This window comes from Pseudomonas sp. CC6-YY-74 (genome assembly GCF_002025205.1).
Classification (GTDB): domain Bacteria; phylum Pseudomonadota; class Gammaproteobacteria; order Pseudomonadales; family Pseudomonadaceae; genus Aquipseudomonas; species Aquipseudomonas paeninsulae.
In genome coordinates this window covers 2,143,446-2,157,901 of the sequence record NZ_CP019947.1, presented here as the reverse complement: position 1 = coordinate 2,157,901, position 14,456 = coordinate 2,143,446, and the positions used below count along the sequence as shown (strand labels likewise).

General features: G+C 61.7%; 11 protein-coding genes. 10 read left to right on the top strand and 1 reads right to left on the bottom strand.

The window, feature by feature from the left end; genetic code table 11:
- Nucleotides 1-73 precede the first annotated feature (73 nt).
- From B2D37_RS09845 to ligA, 4 genes are all read left to right on the top strand, one after another.
- Entirely contained in the window at nt 74-739 is a 666-nt protein-coding gene (locus B2D37_RS09845) for a GntR family transcriptional regulator (protein WP_079202517.1), read from the top strand.
- Nucleotides 740-745: 6 nt separating this feature from the next.
- Nucleotides 746-4,234: a chromosome segregation protein SMC gene (gene smc / locus B2D37_RS09840; RefSeq protein ID WP_079202516.1), complete on the top strand. Its 3,489-nt coding sequence runs from the start codon at nt 746-748 to the stop codon at nt 4,232-4,234.
- Nucleotides 4,235-4,551: 317 nt separating this feature from the next.
- Nucleotides 4,552-5,382: a cell division protein ZipA gene (gene zipA, locus B2D37_RS09835; RefSeq protein WP_079202515.1), complete on the top strand. Its 831-nt coding sequence runs from the start codon at nt 4,552-4,554 to the stop codon at nt 5,380-5,382.
- Nucleotides 5,383-5,813: 431 nt separating this feature from the next.
- Nucleotides 5,814-8,192, top strand: a complete 2,379-nt coding sequence (gene ligA / locus B2D37_RS09830; protein ID WP_079202514.1) for an NAD-dependent DNA ligase LigA — start codon at nt 5,814-5,816, stop codon at nt 8,190-8,192.
- A gap of 133 nt (nt 8,193-8,325) precedes the next feature.
- On the opposite strand, the gene B2D37_RS09825 is transcribed toward ligA, so the two are convergent.
- Nucleotides 8,326-9,207, bottom strand: coding sequence for a DNA-binding response regulator (locus tag B2D37_RS09825; RefSeq protein WP_079202513.1), 882 nt, complete (start codon nt 9,205-9,207; stop codon nt 8,326-8,328).
- Between the two features lie 394 nt (nt 9,208-9,601).
- Between B2D37_RS09825 and B2D37_RS09820 the strand changes: the two genes are divergently transcribed.
- From B2D37_RS09820 to B2D37_RS09795, 6 genes are all read left to right on the top strand, one after another.
- The gene (locus B2D37_RS09820) at nt 9,602-9,784 is read left to right on the top strand and encodes a Flp family type IVb pilin (protein ID WP_079202512.1); all 183 of its coding nucleotides are present in this window, start codon (nt 9,602-9,604) and stop codon (nt 9,782-9,784) included.
- A gap of 31 nt (nt 9,785-9,815) precedes the next feature.
- Nucleotides 9,816-10,331, top strand: a complete 516-nt coding sequence (locus tag B2D37_RS09815) for a prepilin peptidase (protein ID WP_079202511.1) — start codon at nt 9,816-9,818, stop codon at nt 10,329-10,331.
- Nucleotides 10,332-10,348: 17 nt separating this feature from the next.
- Nucleotides 10,349-11,671 (top strand): AAA family ATPase, encoded by a 1,323-nt coding sequence (locus B2D37_RS09810; protein WP_079202510.1) that lies wholly within the window; start codon nt 10,349-10,351, stop codon nt 11,669-11,671.
- 12 nt (nt 11,672-11,683) lie between these two features.
- Nucleotides 11,684-12,490, top strand: a complete 807-nt coding sequence (gene cpaB / locus B2D37_RS09805; protein WP_079202509.1) for a Flp pilus assembly protein CpaB — start codon at nt 11,684-11,686, stop codon at nt 12,488-12,490.
- A gap of 78 nt (nt 12,491-12,568) precedes the next feature.
- Nucleotides 12,569-14,080: a type II and III secretion system protein family protein gene (locus B2D37_RS09800; RefSeq protein ID WP_079202508.1), complete on the top strand. Its 1,512-nt coding sequence runs from the start codon at nt 12,569-12,571 to the stop codon at nt 14,078-14,080.
- Between the two features lie 151 nt (nt 14,081-14,231).
- Entirely contained in the window at nt 14,232-14,453 is a 222-nt protein-coding gene (locus B2D37_RS09795) for a hypothetical protein (protein ID WP_256573167.1), read from the top strand.
- The last annotated feature ends 3 nt before the right edge of the window (nt 14,454-14,456 follow it).

Sequence of the window (14,456 nt, the reverse complement as noted above, 5' to 3'; positions counted from 1 at the left end):
GCTCGCGCCAAGCCTGGCGCGGCTCCTAGCCAAGCCGTACGCCCCGATAGATCAGTAGAGTCGAAGGATAATCATGACGTTGACGGCGCCGGACAGCCTCTCAGAACAGATCGCTCATCACCTCGCGGTACGCATCATTCGTGGTGAATTGAAGGCGCGTGAGCGTATTCAGGAACAGAAAGTTACCCAGTCGCTCAGCGTCAGCCGTGGTTCGGTGCGTGAGGCGCTGCTGATCCTCGAGCGTCGCCACCTGATCGTCATCCTGCCGCGCCGCGGCGCTCAGGTCAGCGAGCTGACCCCGCACAACGTCAAAAGCCTCTACGACCTGGTCATCGAGCTGTACATCCTGCTGGCCCGAGCGGTGGCAGATGGTTGGCAGGTCGAGGCCGATCTAGCACCGTTTCGGGTCATCCAGCAGCGTCTGCTCGGCAGTCTGCAGCGCGAAGACATCAATGCTTTCGTCGAGGACAGTTTCAATATCATGCGCGCGGCGTATCCGTTCTCGAATAACCCCTATCTGCATGAAACCGTGGAGAACCTGCTGCCGGCGATCAGTCGCACCTATCACCTGGCGCTGGAGCGGCGCAAAAGCGAAATGGGGCAGTTCATCAACACCTTCGCCGAGTTGCTCCAGGCGATCATCGGTCGCGATCACTCCCGCGCCCGTGAAGTGTTGCTGGCCTATGGCGAGCACAATTGCAAACTGGTCCTGGCAACCCTGGACGAGCGTCAAGGATGACTGTATATGCGGCTTAAATGCATCAAGCTGGCCGGCTTCAAGTCATTCGTCGACCCGACCACGGTGAGCTTTCCGAGCAACATGGCGGCGGTGGTCGGGCCTAACGGCTGCGGCAAGTCCAACATCATCGACGCCGTCCGCTGGGTAATGGGCGAGAGTTCGGCGAAGAACCTTCGCGGCGAGTCGATGACCGATGTCATCTTCAACGGCTCCACCACGCGCAAGCCGGTGACCCAGGCGTCCATCGAGCTGATCTTCGACAACTCCGACGGCACCCTGACCGGCGAGTACGCCAGCTATAACGAAATTTCCATTCGCCGTCGGGTGACCCGCGACAGCCAGAACACCTATTTTCTCAACGGCACCAAGTGCCGCCGGCGCGACATCACCGACATCTTCCTCGGCACCGGCCTGGGCCCACGCAGCTACTCGATCATCGAGCAGGGCATGATTTCCAAGCTGATCGAGGCCAAGCCCGAAGATTTGCGCAACTTCATCGAGGAAGCCGCCGGCATCTCCAAATACAAGGAGCGCCGCCGCGAGACCGAGAACCGTATCCGCCGCACCTACGAGAACCTGGCGCGCCTGAGTGATCTGCGTGAAGAATTGGAGCGCCAGCTCGAACGTTTGCACCGCCAGGCCCAGGCGGCGGAGAAGTATCAGGAATACAAGGCCGAAGAACGCCAGCTGAAAGCTCAGCTGACGGCCTTGCGCTGGCAGGAACTGAATGAACAGGTCGGTCAGCGCGAAGCGGTGATCGGCAATCAGGAGGTCGGCTTCGAGGCTCTGGTCGCCGAGCAGCGCAACGCCGATGCCAGCATCGAACGCCTGCGCGATGGCCATCATGAACTGAGCGAGCGCTTCAACCTGGTACAGGGGCGTTTCTATTCGGTCGGTGGCGATATCGCCCGGGTCGAGCAGAGCATCCAGCATGGTCAGCAGCGTTTGCGCCAATTGCAGGACGATCTGCGCGAGTCAGAGCGCGCGCGACTGGAAACCGAATCGCACCTGGGTCACGACCGCACCCTGCTGGCCACCTTGGGCGAAGAGCTGAGCATGCTCGAACCCGAGCAGGAGCTGACCGCCGCCGCTGCCGAAGAGGCCGCAGTCGTGCTGGAACAATGCGAAACCACCATGCAGGGTTGGCAGGAGCAGTGGGACGGCTTCAACCAGCGCAGTGCCGAACCGCGCCGCCAGGCCGAGGTGGAGCAATCACGGATCCAGCAGTTGGAGCTCAGTCTGGAGCGTCTGGCCGAGCGTCAACGCCGCCTCGCGGATGAATTGCAGCAACTGGCCGCCGACCCGGAAGACGCGGCCATTGTCGAGCTGAGCGAGCAGATCGCCGTTAGCGAACTGAGCCTGGAAGACCTGCAGCTTGCCGAAGAGCAGCAAGCCGAGCGCCTGCAACACCTGCGCACCGAACTGCAGCAAGCCGGCCAGGCCCAGCAACAGGCGCAAGGCGAACTGCAGCGCCTAAATGGCCGGCTGGCTTCGTTGGAAGCCCTGCAGCAGGCAGCGCTCGATCCGGGCAAGGGCGCGGGCGACTGGCTGCGTGAACAGCACTTGAGCGAGCGGCCGCGTCTGGCCGAAGGTCTGCGCGTCGAGGCCGGCTGGGAGCTGGCGGTGGAAACCGTGCTCGGCGCCGACCTGCAAGCGGTGCTGCTGGACGATTTCGATGGCCTGGATTTCAGCAGTCTGGCCCAGGGCGACCTGCGCCTGGCCAGCCCGAATCGCGGCGGCGTGCGGGTCGCCGGCAGTCTGCTGGACAAGGTCGAAGCCAGTATCGATCTGGCGCCCTGGCTGGCCAAGGTCAAACCAGTGCAAACCCTGGACGATGCGCTGGCCGCTCGCGCCAGCCTGGGCGAAGGCGAAAGCCTGATCAGTCGCGACGGTTACTGGGTCGGTCGGCATTTTCTGCGGGTACGCCGCGCCAGCGCAGCGGAAAGCGGCGTGCTGGCGCGTGGTCAGGAAATCGAACGCCTGGATTTGCAGCGCGAAGAGCGCGAGGCGGCGCTGGCGCTGCTCGATGAGCGCTTGCTGCACTTGCGTGAAAGCCAAGGGCAACAGGAGGAGGCGCGTGAGCAGCAGCGCCGTCAATTGCAGGATCAGGCCCGCCGTCTCGGCGAGCTGAAGGCGCAGCTGTCCGCCGGGCAGGCCAAGGTCGAGCAATTGACCCTGCGCCGTCGCCGCCTCGACAGCGAGCTGCTTGAACTGGCCGAACAGCGCGAAATCGAGCAGGAGCAGTTGGGCGAATCACGTCTGCAACTGCAAGATGCCCTCGAGGCCATGGCCACCGACCATGAACAGCGCGAAAGCCTGCTGGCCAGCCGCGATGCCCTGCGCGAACGGCTCGACCGGGTGCGCCAGGAGGCTAGAGCGCACAAGGACCACGCCCATCAGTTGGCCGTACGCCTGGGCTCGCTAAAGGCCCAGCATGATTCCACCCGTCAGGCGCTGGAGCGTCTCGAATCGCAGGCCGAGCGCCTGCACGAGAAGCGCGAACAGCTCAGCCTCAACCTGGAAGAGGGCGAGGCACCGCTGGAAGAGCTGCGTCTGAAGCTCGAAGAGTTGCTCGATAAGCGCATGGCAGTGGAAGACGAACTCAAACTGGCCCGCTTGGCGTTGGAAGACGCCGACCTCCAGTTGCGTGATGCGGAGAAGCGGCGCACCCAGGCCGAACAGCAATCCCAGCTGTTACGCGGTCAGCTGGAGCAGCAGCGCATGGAGTGGCAAGCACTGACCGTACGGCGCAAGGCCCTGCAGGATCAGTTGCTGGAAGACAATTACGACCTGCACGGCGTGCTCGCGACGTTACCCGGCGAGGCCAGTGAAAAGGCCTGGGAAGATGAGCTGGAGCGCCTGGCCGCGCGGATTCAGCGTCTCGGCCCGATCAACCTGGCGGCCATCGACGAATACCAGCAGCAATCCGAGCGCAAACGCTACCTGGATGCACAGAATGCCGACCTGGTCGAGGCGCTGGACACCCTGGAAAACGTCATCCGCAAGATCGACAAGGAAACCCGTAACCGCTTCAAGGAAACCTTCGATCAGATCAACGGCGGTTTGCAGGCCCTGTTTCCCAAAGTTTTCGGCGGCGGCAACGCTTATTTGGAACTCACTGGCGAAGATCTACTCGATACAGGGGTGACCATCATGGCGCGCCCGCCGGGCAAGAAAAACAGCACCATCCATCTGCTCTCGGGGGGCGAGAAGGCGTTGACCGCGCTGGCCCTGGTATTCGCCATCTTCCAGCTCAATCCGGCGCCGTTCTGCATGCTCGACGAAGTCGATGCGCCGCTGGACGACGCCAACGTCGGGCGTTATGCCCGTTTGGTCAAGGAAATGTCACAGACGGTGCAGTTCATCTATATCACCCACAACAAGATCGCCATGGAAATGGCCGATCAACTAATGGGCGTGACCATGCATGAACCGGGTTGTTCGCGTTTGGTCGCCGTGGATGTGGAAGAGGCCTTGGCTATGGTGGAGGCATGAGGCGCCTGAGCTGGAGTGTTTGCCCACCCCTGTAGGCGCGGCTTTAGCCGCGAAGCTTTTGCTGTGTCTCGAAGCGTTCGCGGCTAAAGCGCAACGCCGCCCGACCACTCCTTTTAGCCGCTGCTAAGTGGAGACATAGCGTGTTAACGGCCTGTTGGCTGTGTAAAGTTATCTTTTGTCGTGCTAGCTTATCGTCCACTTTTGTTACACGTGAGAAACACCCGTCAGAACATGGGGTTGGCACCACGGTTTAGAGTTGACGCAGTCGGGGCAGGACGCCTTTTTCATAAAATTTCAATCAGGGGTCAAGGTATTTCATGGAATTCGGTCTGCGCGAATGGCTGATAGTCATCGGCATTATTGTGATAGCCGGCATCTTGTTCGATGGTTGGCGGCGCATGCGCGGTGGCAAGGGAAAATTGAAGTTCAAACTCGACCGCAGTTTTGCCGAGCTGCCGGAAGCCGATAGTGATCCAGGTTTGCTCAGCACGCCACGGGTTATCGATCGTCATCAGGAACCATCGCTGGACGAACACGATCTGCCCTCGATGAGCGCCCGCGAGCTGAGTCGTCGCCGCAGCGGTGGCGAACCGCAACAGGGTGACCTCAATCTGGGCCAAGACGAGCCGGTGCCGACGCTGCTCAATCCAGTGGATGAGGGTGCGAGCGAGTCGCGCAAGGACAAGGCGTCCAGCGCTAGCAAAGAGCTGCCGCCGGTCGAAGAAGTGCTGGTGATCAATGTGGTCGCCCGCGACGACGATGGCTTCAAGGGCCCGGCGCTGCTGCAGAACATTCTGGAAAGTGGCCTGCGTTTCGGCGAGATGGACATTTTCCATCGTCACGAGAGCATGGCCGGTAAAGGCGAAGTACTGTTCTCCATGGCCAACGCCCTCAAGCCGGGCACTTTCGACCTCGATGATATAGAAGGCTTCAACACCCGCGCCGTGAGTTTTTTCCTCGGCCTGCCGGGGCCACGTCATCCCAAACAGGCGTTCGACGTGATGGTCGCTGCCGCGCGCAAGCTGGCCCACGAACTCAACGGCGAACTCAAGGACGACCAGCGCAGCGTGATGACCGCGCAAACCATCGAGCATTACCGTCAGCGCATCGTCGAATATGAGCGCAAGCAGTTGACCAACAAGCGCTAAGCCTGCTGCAAACGATAAGCCTCAAGCTACAAGCCGCGCGCTTGGCTTGAGGCTTTGTTTTTCTGATTCCGCAGGTCCCCCACAAACGTGTAGAAGGGCCGCCCCGGCGCGATGCTTTGGCTTTTTAGCGGCCCTGCGGCCCTGCGGCCCGCTATCGCCGCGAGGTCGCGGCTCCTACAGGGGAATGCGTTGCCTGCTGCTCTTGTGGGAGGGCCGACCCCGGCGCGATGCTTTTGGCTTTTGGGCTCCTGCTTACCAACCACGTTCAGCGGCAAAATCCAAGCCTCGCGGCCACATAGCCCAGGCAAGCCAACCTGCAAACGGCTAGAATCCTGCGCCTGAATATCAACCAAAGGTTGAACTGGACGCCAGGGCCGGAAATACCCGGCAACCGCCTCCAGTCTCACGCCTGCAGCTACGGCTTGTGAATTATGTCCGTCACCCAAACCGCCGCCGAACGCATTGCCCAGCTGCGTAGCGAGCTCGATGCACACAACTATCGCTATTACGTACTCGACGAACCGAGCGTGCCAGACGCCGAGTACGATCGCCTGTTCAATGAGCTCAAGGCGCTGGAGGCCGAGCATCCGCAGTTGGTGACGGCTGACTCGCCGACCCAACGCGTCGGCGGTAGCGCCTTGAGCGCCTTTGGCGAGGTCAAGCATGAAGTACCGATGCTCAGCCTCGGTAACGCCTTCGAGGAGGCCGATCTGCTGGACTTCGACCGCCGCGTACGCGAGGGCCTTGATCTGCCTTCCGGCGACCTGTTCGGTGGTGGCGCCGAGGTGGAATACAGCTGCGAGCCCAAACTCGATGGCCTGGCCGTCAGCCTGCTGTATCGCGATGGCTTGCTGGTACGCGGCGCCACCCGTGGCGACGGCAGTACCGGCGAGGACATCAGCGTCAATGTGCGTACCATCCGCAATATTCCGCTCAAGCTGCAAGGCAGCGGCTGGCCGCCGGTATTGGAAGTGCGCGGCGAAGTGTTCATGTCCCGGGCCGGCTTCGAGGCATTGAACGCCCGGCAACTGGAAAGCGCTGGCAAGCCTTTCGCCAATCCGCGCAACGCCGCGGCTGGTAGCCTGCGCCAGCTCGACCCGAAGATCACCGCCAGCCGCCCGTTGCAGCTATGCAGCTATGGCATCGGTCAGGTGCAGGGTGAGTTACCAGACAGCCATATTGGCATCCTTGAGGCGCTCAAAGGCTGGGGGCTGCCAATCAGCAACGAGCTGAAAATGGCCAACGGTGCAGAGGAGTGCCTGGCCTATTACCGCGCCATCGGCGAGAAGCGCGACGCCCTGCCTTATGAAATCGACGGTGTGGTGTTCAAGGTCAATAACCTGGCCTATCAACGCGAACTTGGCTTTCGTGCCCGCGAGCCGCGCTGGGCCATCGCCCACAAGTTCCCGGCGCTGGAGGAGCTGACCGAGTTGCTGGATGTCGAGTTTCAGGTCGGCCGTACTGGCGCCGTCACCCCGGTGGCGCGCTTGAAGCCGGTCAAGGTGGCGGGCGTCACGGTATCCAATGCGACCCTGCACAACATGGACGAAGTGGCCCGGCTGGGGCTGATGATCGGCGATACGGTGATCATCCGCCGCGCCGGCGACGTGATTCCACAGGTCGTGCAGGTGGTGGCCGAGCGGCGTCCGGCCGATGCGCGCGCGGTACAGATCCCGGAAAACTGCCCGGTATGCGGCTCCCACGTCGAGCGCACCCAGCTGGTCAAGCGCAGCAAGGGCAAGGAGTCGTTCAGTGCAGGCTCGATCTACCGCTGCGTCGGCCGCCTGGCCTGCGCAGCCCAGCTCAAGCAGGCGATCATCCATTTCGTCTCGCGTCGCGCCATGGACATCGAAGGGCTGGGCGAGAAAAGCGTCGAGCAACTGGTCGACGAAGGCCTGGTGAGTTCACCGGCCGACCTGTACACCCTGAAGTTCGAGCAGGTCGTCGGTCTGGAGGGGTTTGCCGAACTGTCGAGCAACAACCTGCTGGCAGCCATCGCCGCCAGCCGCCAGCCGAGCCTGGCGCGCTTCATCTACGCCCTGGGGATTCCCGATGTCGGCGTGGAAACCGCCAAGGTGCTGGCCCGCGCGCTGGCTTCGCTGCAACGCATCGAGCAGGCGCTGCCGGAAGTGCTGACCTACCTGCCGGATGTCGGTCTGGAAGTCGCCTATGAGATTCACCGCTTTTTCCGCGACGCGCACAACCGCAAGGTGATCGGCCAGTTGCTCGAACGTGGCCTCCAGCTGCAGGAGGAGGGCGGGGTACCCCCGGAGTTCGCCGGCTGCGCGACGCTGGCGGGCTTGCTCGACAAACTGAATATCGCCGGCATTGCCGTCACCGGGGCGAAGAACCTGGCGGACAAGGCCGGCAGCCTCGAACGGGTAATCGAGCTCAGCCAGGACTGGCTGGAATTGAGTGTGATGAAGGGCCTCAACGAGAAGGGCAAGCAGGCGCTGCGCGAGTTTTTCGCCAAGCCAGCCAATGTTGAGCATGCACGCGCCATCGAGGCGCAGTTGCGCGAGTTCGGCATGCATTGGCACAGCGAGAAGAAAACCATCGAAGGCCTGCCCCTGGCCGGCCAGACCTGGGTGCTGACCGGCAGCCTGGAAGTCATGAGCCGCGATCTGGCCAAAGACAAACTGGAAAGCCTGGGCGCCAAGGTGGCCGGTTCGGTTTCGGCCAAGACCAGCTGCGTAGTCGCCGGGCCAGGCGCCGGCTCGAAGCTGGCCAAGGCCCGCGAGCTAGGAGTCAAGGTGCTGGATGAGGAGGGGTTTTTGGCCGAGTTGGTTGCTTATGGCGTGATGGCCTGATTTAGGCGGTAAACGCTCTGAGGGGGAGGGGCGTTAGCCGCGATGCTTTTGCGCGACGTTCAGCCGCAATCACGGCCAAGCCCCTCCTGCGGGCTGCTGGTGTAGATACGTTCATCACTAGCGAGTCGGCCGATCAACCTGCGGCCAAGCTCTCGACTACCCCTACCAGTGCATCATCCACTGCCGGCTCTGCAGTTACAGCCGTAGCTGAACTGGGGTTGGGACCAGGTTTTTGGCGGTATTCACTAGCTGTGCAGCCAACGCACTGTTTGAAGGCGCGGGCGAAATAGGAGGGGTCCTTGAAGCCGACCTCATAGCCGATGCTGGTGATGGGCATCTGGCTGTTGTCGAGCAGGTCCTTGGCGCATTCCATGCGCTTGTTGAGGATGTACTCCACAAAACCAGTACCGTTCACTTCCTTAAATAGGCGACTGAAGCGGAAGGGTGTCATGCCGCAGCGCTGCGCCAGCACCTTCTGGTCGATGCTCTCGCGAAAATGCTGGTCTATGTGCAGCAACGCCTTTTCCAGCGCCTGATGCTTCTGATGGCCTGCGGTGCGTCGAATGCTGTCCGGCAGGGCCGGGAAGTGTTCGATGAGCGGTTTCTGACTCTGGTTTTTGGCACTGCGGCGCAGTTGGCAGAGCTGCTCCAGGGACTTCAGATAACGGCTCTGCTCGGCTACCGAGAGAGGCAGCACCATATATTCCCAGACCCGCGAGCGCATGGCCCAGACCGCCAGCTCTTCGGAGTGTTGCACGGTGAACATGGTCAGAGGAATCGAGGGGAAGCTGCGCTTGACCTCCAGCAGCCAGTTGAGGCCCAGCAGGTCGGGCCTATCGAAGTGCATGCAGATCATGTCCGGCTGCTGGTCCCAGTCTTCCTGGGCAATCAGCAAGTCATGCGCCAGCTGGCAGTCGCAGGATGCGCGAAACTGCGCGATCAACTCCTCGGTTGATCGGTCATGGGTTAAATCGAGCCACAACAGCAATGGCTTGCTGGCCGATATAGGTGTCATCGCTGAACCCTGCCTTCTCTTTTGTTGCTTCCCGCCCCTAGCTGACAAGTAAAGTCACAATGCCACTGCTGTAAAGGACGAGTTCTGCCGAGGGTGCTCTTTTGCCCGGACGTAAACCGCTATAACCAGCCGCAAGCCCAGCTTCGGAGGGGTTCGCACTGGGCCGTAGCGACGGCGCCGTTGCTCGTCTGCCGCGGGTTCGCTATTCGTACTGGTGCTCTCTGTCTCGCTTTCCACTGGCCTCACCAGGATTGCGGGTAGAGTCTGGCAAAAAAGTCCTAGCGATCCACAAAAAACTCCTAACGCCTATTTTTCCCGCTGACTAGGGTGCAAGTAGGCAGGCAACAAGCACTGCCTGGATCCTGGAATTAATCATTCGAGTGAGGTGGGCGAAATGACTTTTGCAAGTATCAAGACTGCGGTGATGAAGTTCGTTGAGGACGAGGATGGGCTGACCATCGTGGAATATGCGGTGGCGGGTGGGCTGGTAACTGTATTTGTTGTAGCTGCGTTCGAGACACTTGGAACTAACGTGAATACCGTGATTGAGGCCCTTGGCGACGCAATTGCCCCGTAGTTGACTGAAGGTTCAGGTGGAGTAGGCAGCGATGTCCATGGAGCAGATGGTCCCCGTCATTTTGCTACTAGGGCTGCTGGGGGTTGCGGTGGTGAGCGATCTGCGTCGCCACCGCATTCCCAACCTTCTGGTTCTATTGGGGTTGGGTTTGGGCTTGGCCGGTCAGGTTTATTTCGCCGGAGTTAGCGGGCTGGGTAATGGCGCCCTAGGGATGTTGGTGGGGTTTGCCGTATTCCTGCCGCTCTACGTCCTGGGCGGAATGGCCGCTGGCGACGTCAAGCTAATGGCCATGGTCGGCGCTTTTCTGACCCCGCAAGGTGCGCTCTGGGCTGCACTCTTCAGCCTGATCGCCGGCGGCTTGTGCGGTTTCCTGATCGTGCTGGTGCGCGGTCAGTTGTCGATGACCTTTTCGCGGTATTGGCTGATGTTAAGGGCGCGCGCCTACTTTGCCCCGGCGACGGGTGAGGTCGCGGGCAAGCCTTTCCCTTATTCGGTCGCGATTCTGCTGGGCACTTTGGCCAGTGGCTACTGGTTGTACTTCATCTAATAGCCGGGAGGTTCGTTATGTATGCAATCAGCGATAGCGACGCCTTCCCCAGCGAGCGGGAAGCGGTACAGCGCTTGGCGCCGCAGCCACGAACCATCCGCGATACCGGTCTGGCCGATAGCTTCCTCGGCGATCTGCTGTGCAAGCATCTGCATGACGCCGGGGTGCTGGATTTGCCACGGCTGGTCGAGCGCCTGGCGCTGACCGGCACGGTGGTTGAAGAAATTCTCGTATTTTTGCGCAAGGATGGTCGTGTCGAGGTGCTTGGCCAGAGCGGTGGCCAGGCGCTGCGCTACGGCCTGACCGAGCGCGGCCGCGGCGCCGCCCGCGATGCCCTGGCCCGTAGCGGCTATATCGGCGCGGCGCCCTATCCGGTGAGTGCCTACCGCTCCCTGCTCAAGGTGCAGACCATTCACCATGGCCGCATCACTGCTCGCGACATGGGGGCGGCCTTCAGTGGCGTGGTGCTGACGAAGGGCATGCTTGACCAGTTGGGCGTGGCCCTGAATTCCGGGCGCGCCATGATGATTTACGGCCCGGCAGGTACCGGCAAGACCTACATCAGTAGTCGGTTGATTCGCCTGTTCGCCGAGGCCATCTGGGTGCCGCATGCCATCGCCATCAATGAGGCGGTGATCGAAATTTACGACCCGCAGACCCACCAGCGTCTCGACCAGAACGGGAAAGAGAACAAGCTGCTGCTCAATGAGGGCATCGATCGGCGACTGCTGTGCTGTAAGCGGCCGATAGTCATCACCGGCGGTGAGTTGAGCATGGAACAACTGGACATCCGCTACGACCCCTTCACCCGCCTGTACCAGGCGCCGTTGCAGCTCAAGGCCAGCAATGGCCTGTTTATCATCGACGACATGGGCCGCCAGCGCATGGCCCCGGCAGAGCTGCTCAACCGCTGGATCGTACCTATGGAGGAGAAGCGCGACTTCCTCAACCTCGGCGGCGGCCGCCACTGCGAGTTGCCGTTCGACCTGATCCTGGTGTTCTCCACCAACCTCAACCCGCTGGAACTGGCCGACGAGGCCTTCCTGCGGCGCATCGGCTACAAGCTGCACTTCGACTACCTCAACCCCGATGAATACGGGCGCATCTGGCGTCAGGAGTGCGAGCGCCTGGGCATCGCCTATGACCCGGTGCTACTGCGCTATGTGTTGCAAGGCTTGTATGAAGCAGAGGGCATGCCGCTGGTGCCTTGCCATCCACGGGACTTGCTGGGTATGGCGCTGGACCGTCAGCGCTACCTGGATGGTTCCGGACCACTGTCGCCCAGTGAGCTGGAGTGGGCCTGGCACAACTACTTCGTCCAGCTCGATTTTCTTGGCTAAGGAGATACCGACATGAGCGCTCGAACCTTCACCCTGATAGCCCTTTCCCTGCTCTTGGGTCTTGGCGCTGCCTGGATGGCCAACAACTGGCTCAGCGCGCGGCTGAATGCCAGCCCGGATGACAATTTGCAGAATGTGGTGGTCGCCACGCTGGAGATTCCGTTCGGGCAGATGGTCGAGGCTCAGCAGGTTACCGTGGTGCGTATGCCCAAGGACACGGTGCCGGACGACTCGTTCGAGGCTGCTGACCAGGTGGTGGGCAAGATCGCTACCTTCTCAATGCTGCGCGGCGACATAGTTCGCGGCGCACGTTTGGCCGATCACCTCGGCGGTAGCACTCTGGCTTCGCTGATTGCTGCGGACAAACGCGCGATCACGGTACGGGTGGATGATGTCGTTGGCGTCGGCGGTTTTCTGCTGCCGGGCAACCGGGTCGATGTACTGGCCACCAAGCGGGTGGGCAACAACAACGAATCCGAGTCGAAGACCATCCTCGAAGACCTGCGGGTGCTTGCCGTCGACCAGACCGCCAGCACCGACAAGACCCAGCCGGTGGTGGTTCGCGCGGTGACCCTGGAAATGACTCCCGAAGAAGCGGAAGTGCTGGTCAACGCCATGAGCGAAGGCAAGCTGCAACTGGCCTTGCGTAACCCCTTGGATAACCAGAAAAAGCCGGTCGAGCAACTGGCCGTGGCGGAACAACCTGCACCAGTCGCTAAACCAGTGAAGCAGGTGGTTCGCCGCCGCATCGGTGGTGGTAGTGGGGGCGTCACCATCATCCGCGGCACCGACGTGCAGGTGGCTAAGGTACAACTCTAGGCTCGACCCGCCGCTACCCGGATGCCGGAGGGGCGTCGCGGGTGGTCGGCGAATGACTTGTCACACAAGGAGAAGAATATGCAAGGCATTCGGAACGTCACTTCTGTGGCCGTGCTGTTGCTGGCTGGCTGGTCCATGCAGTCGGCTGCGTTACAAGCGGCTGAAATGCAACCCGGGGTAGCGGCCATGCCCGCGGCCAATGTCAGCACTGTCCAGGTGCCGATCTACAAGTCGCGGGTACTCAGCACCCGCGCACCGGTGAAGAAGGTCTCCGTGGGCAACCCGGAGATCGCCGACATTCTAGTCACCAGCCCGACCCAGCTGTACCTGCTCGGCCGCTCCCTCGGCAGCACCAACGTGCTGCTCTGGGATAGCCACAATCGCCTGATCGACAGCCTCGACCTCGAGGTGGTGCATGACCTCGGCGGGCTGAAGAGCAAGCTGCACCAGCTGTTGCCCAATGAACCGATCGAAGTGTTCAGCGCCCAAGGGGCGTTGGTGCTACGCGGCCAGGTCAGCAGCGCTGCGGCCATGGACACAGCGGTCAAGTTGGCCAAGACCTACACCGCACAGACCGCCAGCGTGGTCCAGGGTGAAGGCGAAGCGGCCGCCGCGGCGCCGACCCAGTCGCTGGAAGTGATCAACCTGCTCAGCGTCGGCGGCAGCCAGCAGGTGATGCTCGAGGTCAAGGTGGCGGAGATGCAGCGCAACCTGTTCAAGAACCTAGACGTGCGCTTCAACGCACTGGACTTCGGCTCTTCCAGCCGCTGGTCCGGCGGTGGGTTCAACAATGGCCGGGGGCTGGGCTTCGACGGCAATGGCAATGTCAACCCGACTGCTTTGATCGGCAGCGGCAAGGGCATCTTCGGCCAGTTCCTCTCGGATAACTTCCTGTTCAACGTGGTGCTGGAGGCGTCCAAGGACAATGGCTCGGCCAAGGTTCTGGCGGAGCCGACCCTGACCACCTTGTCCGGTCAGCAGGCGGAGTTCATTTCCGGTGGCGAGTTCCCGGTGCCGATCACTCAGGATGATGGCATCACCATCGAGTTCAAGGAATTCGGCGTGGGGGTGAAGTTCCTCCCGGTGGTGCTCGATTCCGGGCGCATCAACCTCAACCTGAATGTCTCGGTCAGCGAGCTCTCCAATGCCAATTCGCTGGTGCTGGATACTGGCCTGGAGAGCATTCTGGGTGGCGGGGTCACCCAGGTCATCCCTTCGCTGACCAAGCGCAGCGCCCAGTCCACGGTCGAGTTGGGCAATGGCCAGACCATCGCCATCGCCGGCTTGATCAGCGAAAACACCCGCGACTTCGTCAGCCGCTTCCCCGGGCTGGGCGATATACCGGTGCTCGGCCATCTGTTCCGCAGCCAGCAGTTCATCAATGGCGAGACCGAACTGGTGATCATGGTCACCCCGCACCTGGCCAAGCCGGTGGACGCCAGAAGCGTGCGCCTGCCCACCGAGAACTTCGTCGAGCCGAGTGACCTGGACTTCTACCTGCTCGGCAAGACCAAGGGCCGGCAGTTGGGGCGCCCGGTTCCCGTCAGCCTCGGGGTCAGCGAGGGCAGTTTTGGCCATGATCTCAACTAGTAGCTGGCTCCTACAAAGGCCGGCTGACTGTCCGGGTCAGGTTTGCAAGGGTGGCTCGCGGTAGCGGGCCTCGCAAGATCAACCAGTGGAGGCAACCACGATGAAACGCATGATCGCCCTGACGCTCCTGTTGCTGGGAACGAGCGGATGCATGACCTACGAGGAGGGCCGGGTCGGCCCGCTGGGTTCCACCATCTACGACACCCACTACCAGCAGATCGCCGACAAGACGCTGGCGGCCAATCCGGGCACCGAGGTTTCGCCCGCCGGCAGCGATGGCCCGTTGATCGAGAGGGTCATGGATGGCTACCGCGGTGTGACCGGCGATGCGCAGCAGGTTGGCCAACCCATCCAGATCAACATAGGCAACTGAGGA

Coding starts and splice junctions, on each gene's coding strand:
- B2D37_RS09845 (WP_079202517.1), top strand. CDS start 74: ATGACGTTGACGGCGCCGGACAGCCTCTCAGAACAGATCGCTCATCAC.
- smc (WP_079202516.1), top strand. CDS start 746: ATGCGGCTTAAATGCATCAAGCTGGCCGGCTTCAAGTCATTCGTCGAC.
- zipA (WP_079202515.1), top strand. CDS start 4,552: ATGGAATTCGGTCTGCGCGAATGGCTGATAGTCATCGGCATTATTGTG.
- ligA (WP_079202514.1), top strand. CDS start 5,814: ATGTCCGTCACCCAAACCGCCGCCGAACGCATTGCCCAGCTGCGTAGC.
- B2D37_RS09825 (WP_079202513.1), bottom strand. CDS start 9,207: ATGACACCTATATCGGCCAGCAAGCCATTGCTGTTGTGGCTCGATTTA.
- B2D37_RS09820 (WP_079202512.1), top strand. CDS start 9,602: ATGACTTTTGCAAGTATCAAGACTGCGGTGATGAAGTTCGTTGAGGAC.
- B2D37_RS09815 (WP_079202511.1), top strand. CDS start 9,816: ATGTCCATGGAGCAGATGGTCCCCGTCATTTTGCTACTAGGGCTGCTG.
- B2D37_RS09810 (WP_079202510.1), top strand. CDS start 10,349: ATGTATGCAATCAGCGATAGCGACGCCTTCCCCAGCGAGCGGGAAGCG.
- cpaB (WP_079202509.1), top strand. CDS start 11,684: ATGAGCGCTCGAACCTTCACCCTGATAGCCCTTTCCCTGCTCTTGGGT.
- B2D37_RS09800 (WP_079202508.1), top strand. CDS start 12,569: ATGCAAGGCATTCGGAACGTCACTTCTGTGGCCGTGCTGTTGCTGGCT.
- B2D37_RS09795 (WP_256573167.1), top strand. CDS start 14,232: ATGACCTACGAGGAGGGCCGGGTCGGCCCGCTGGGTTCCACCATCTAC.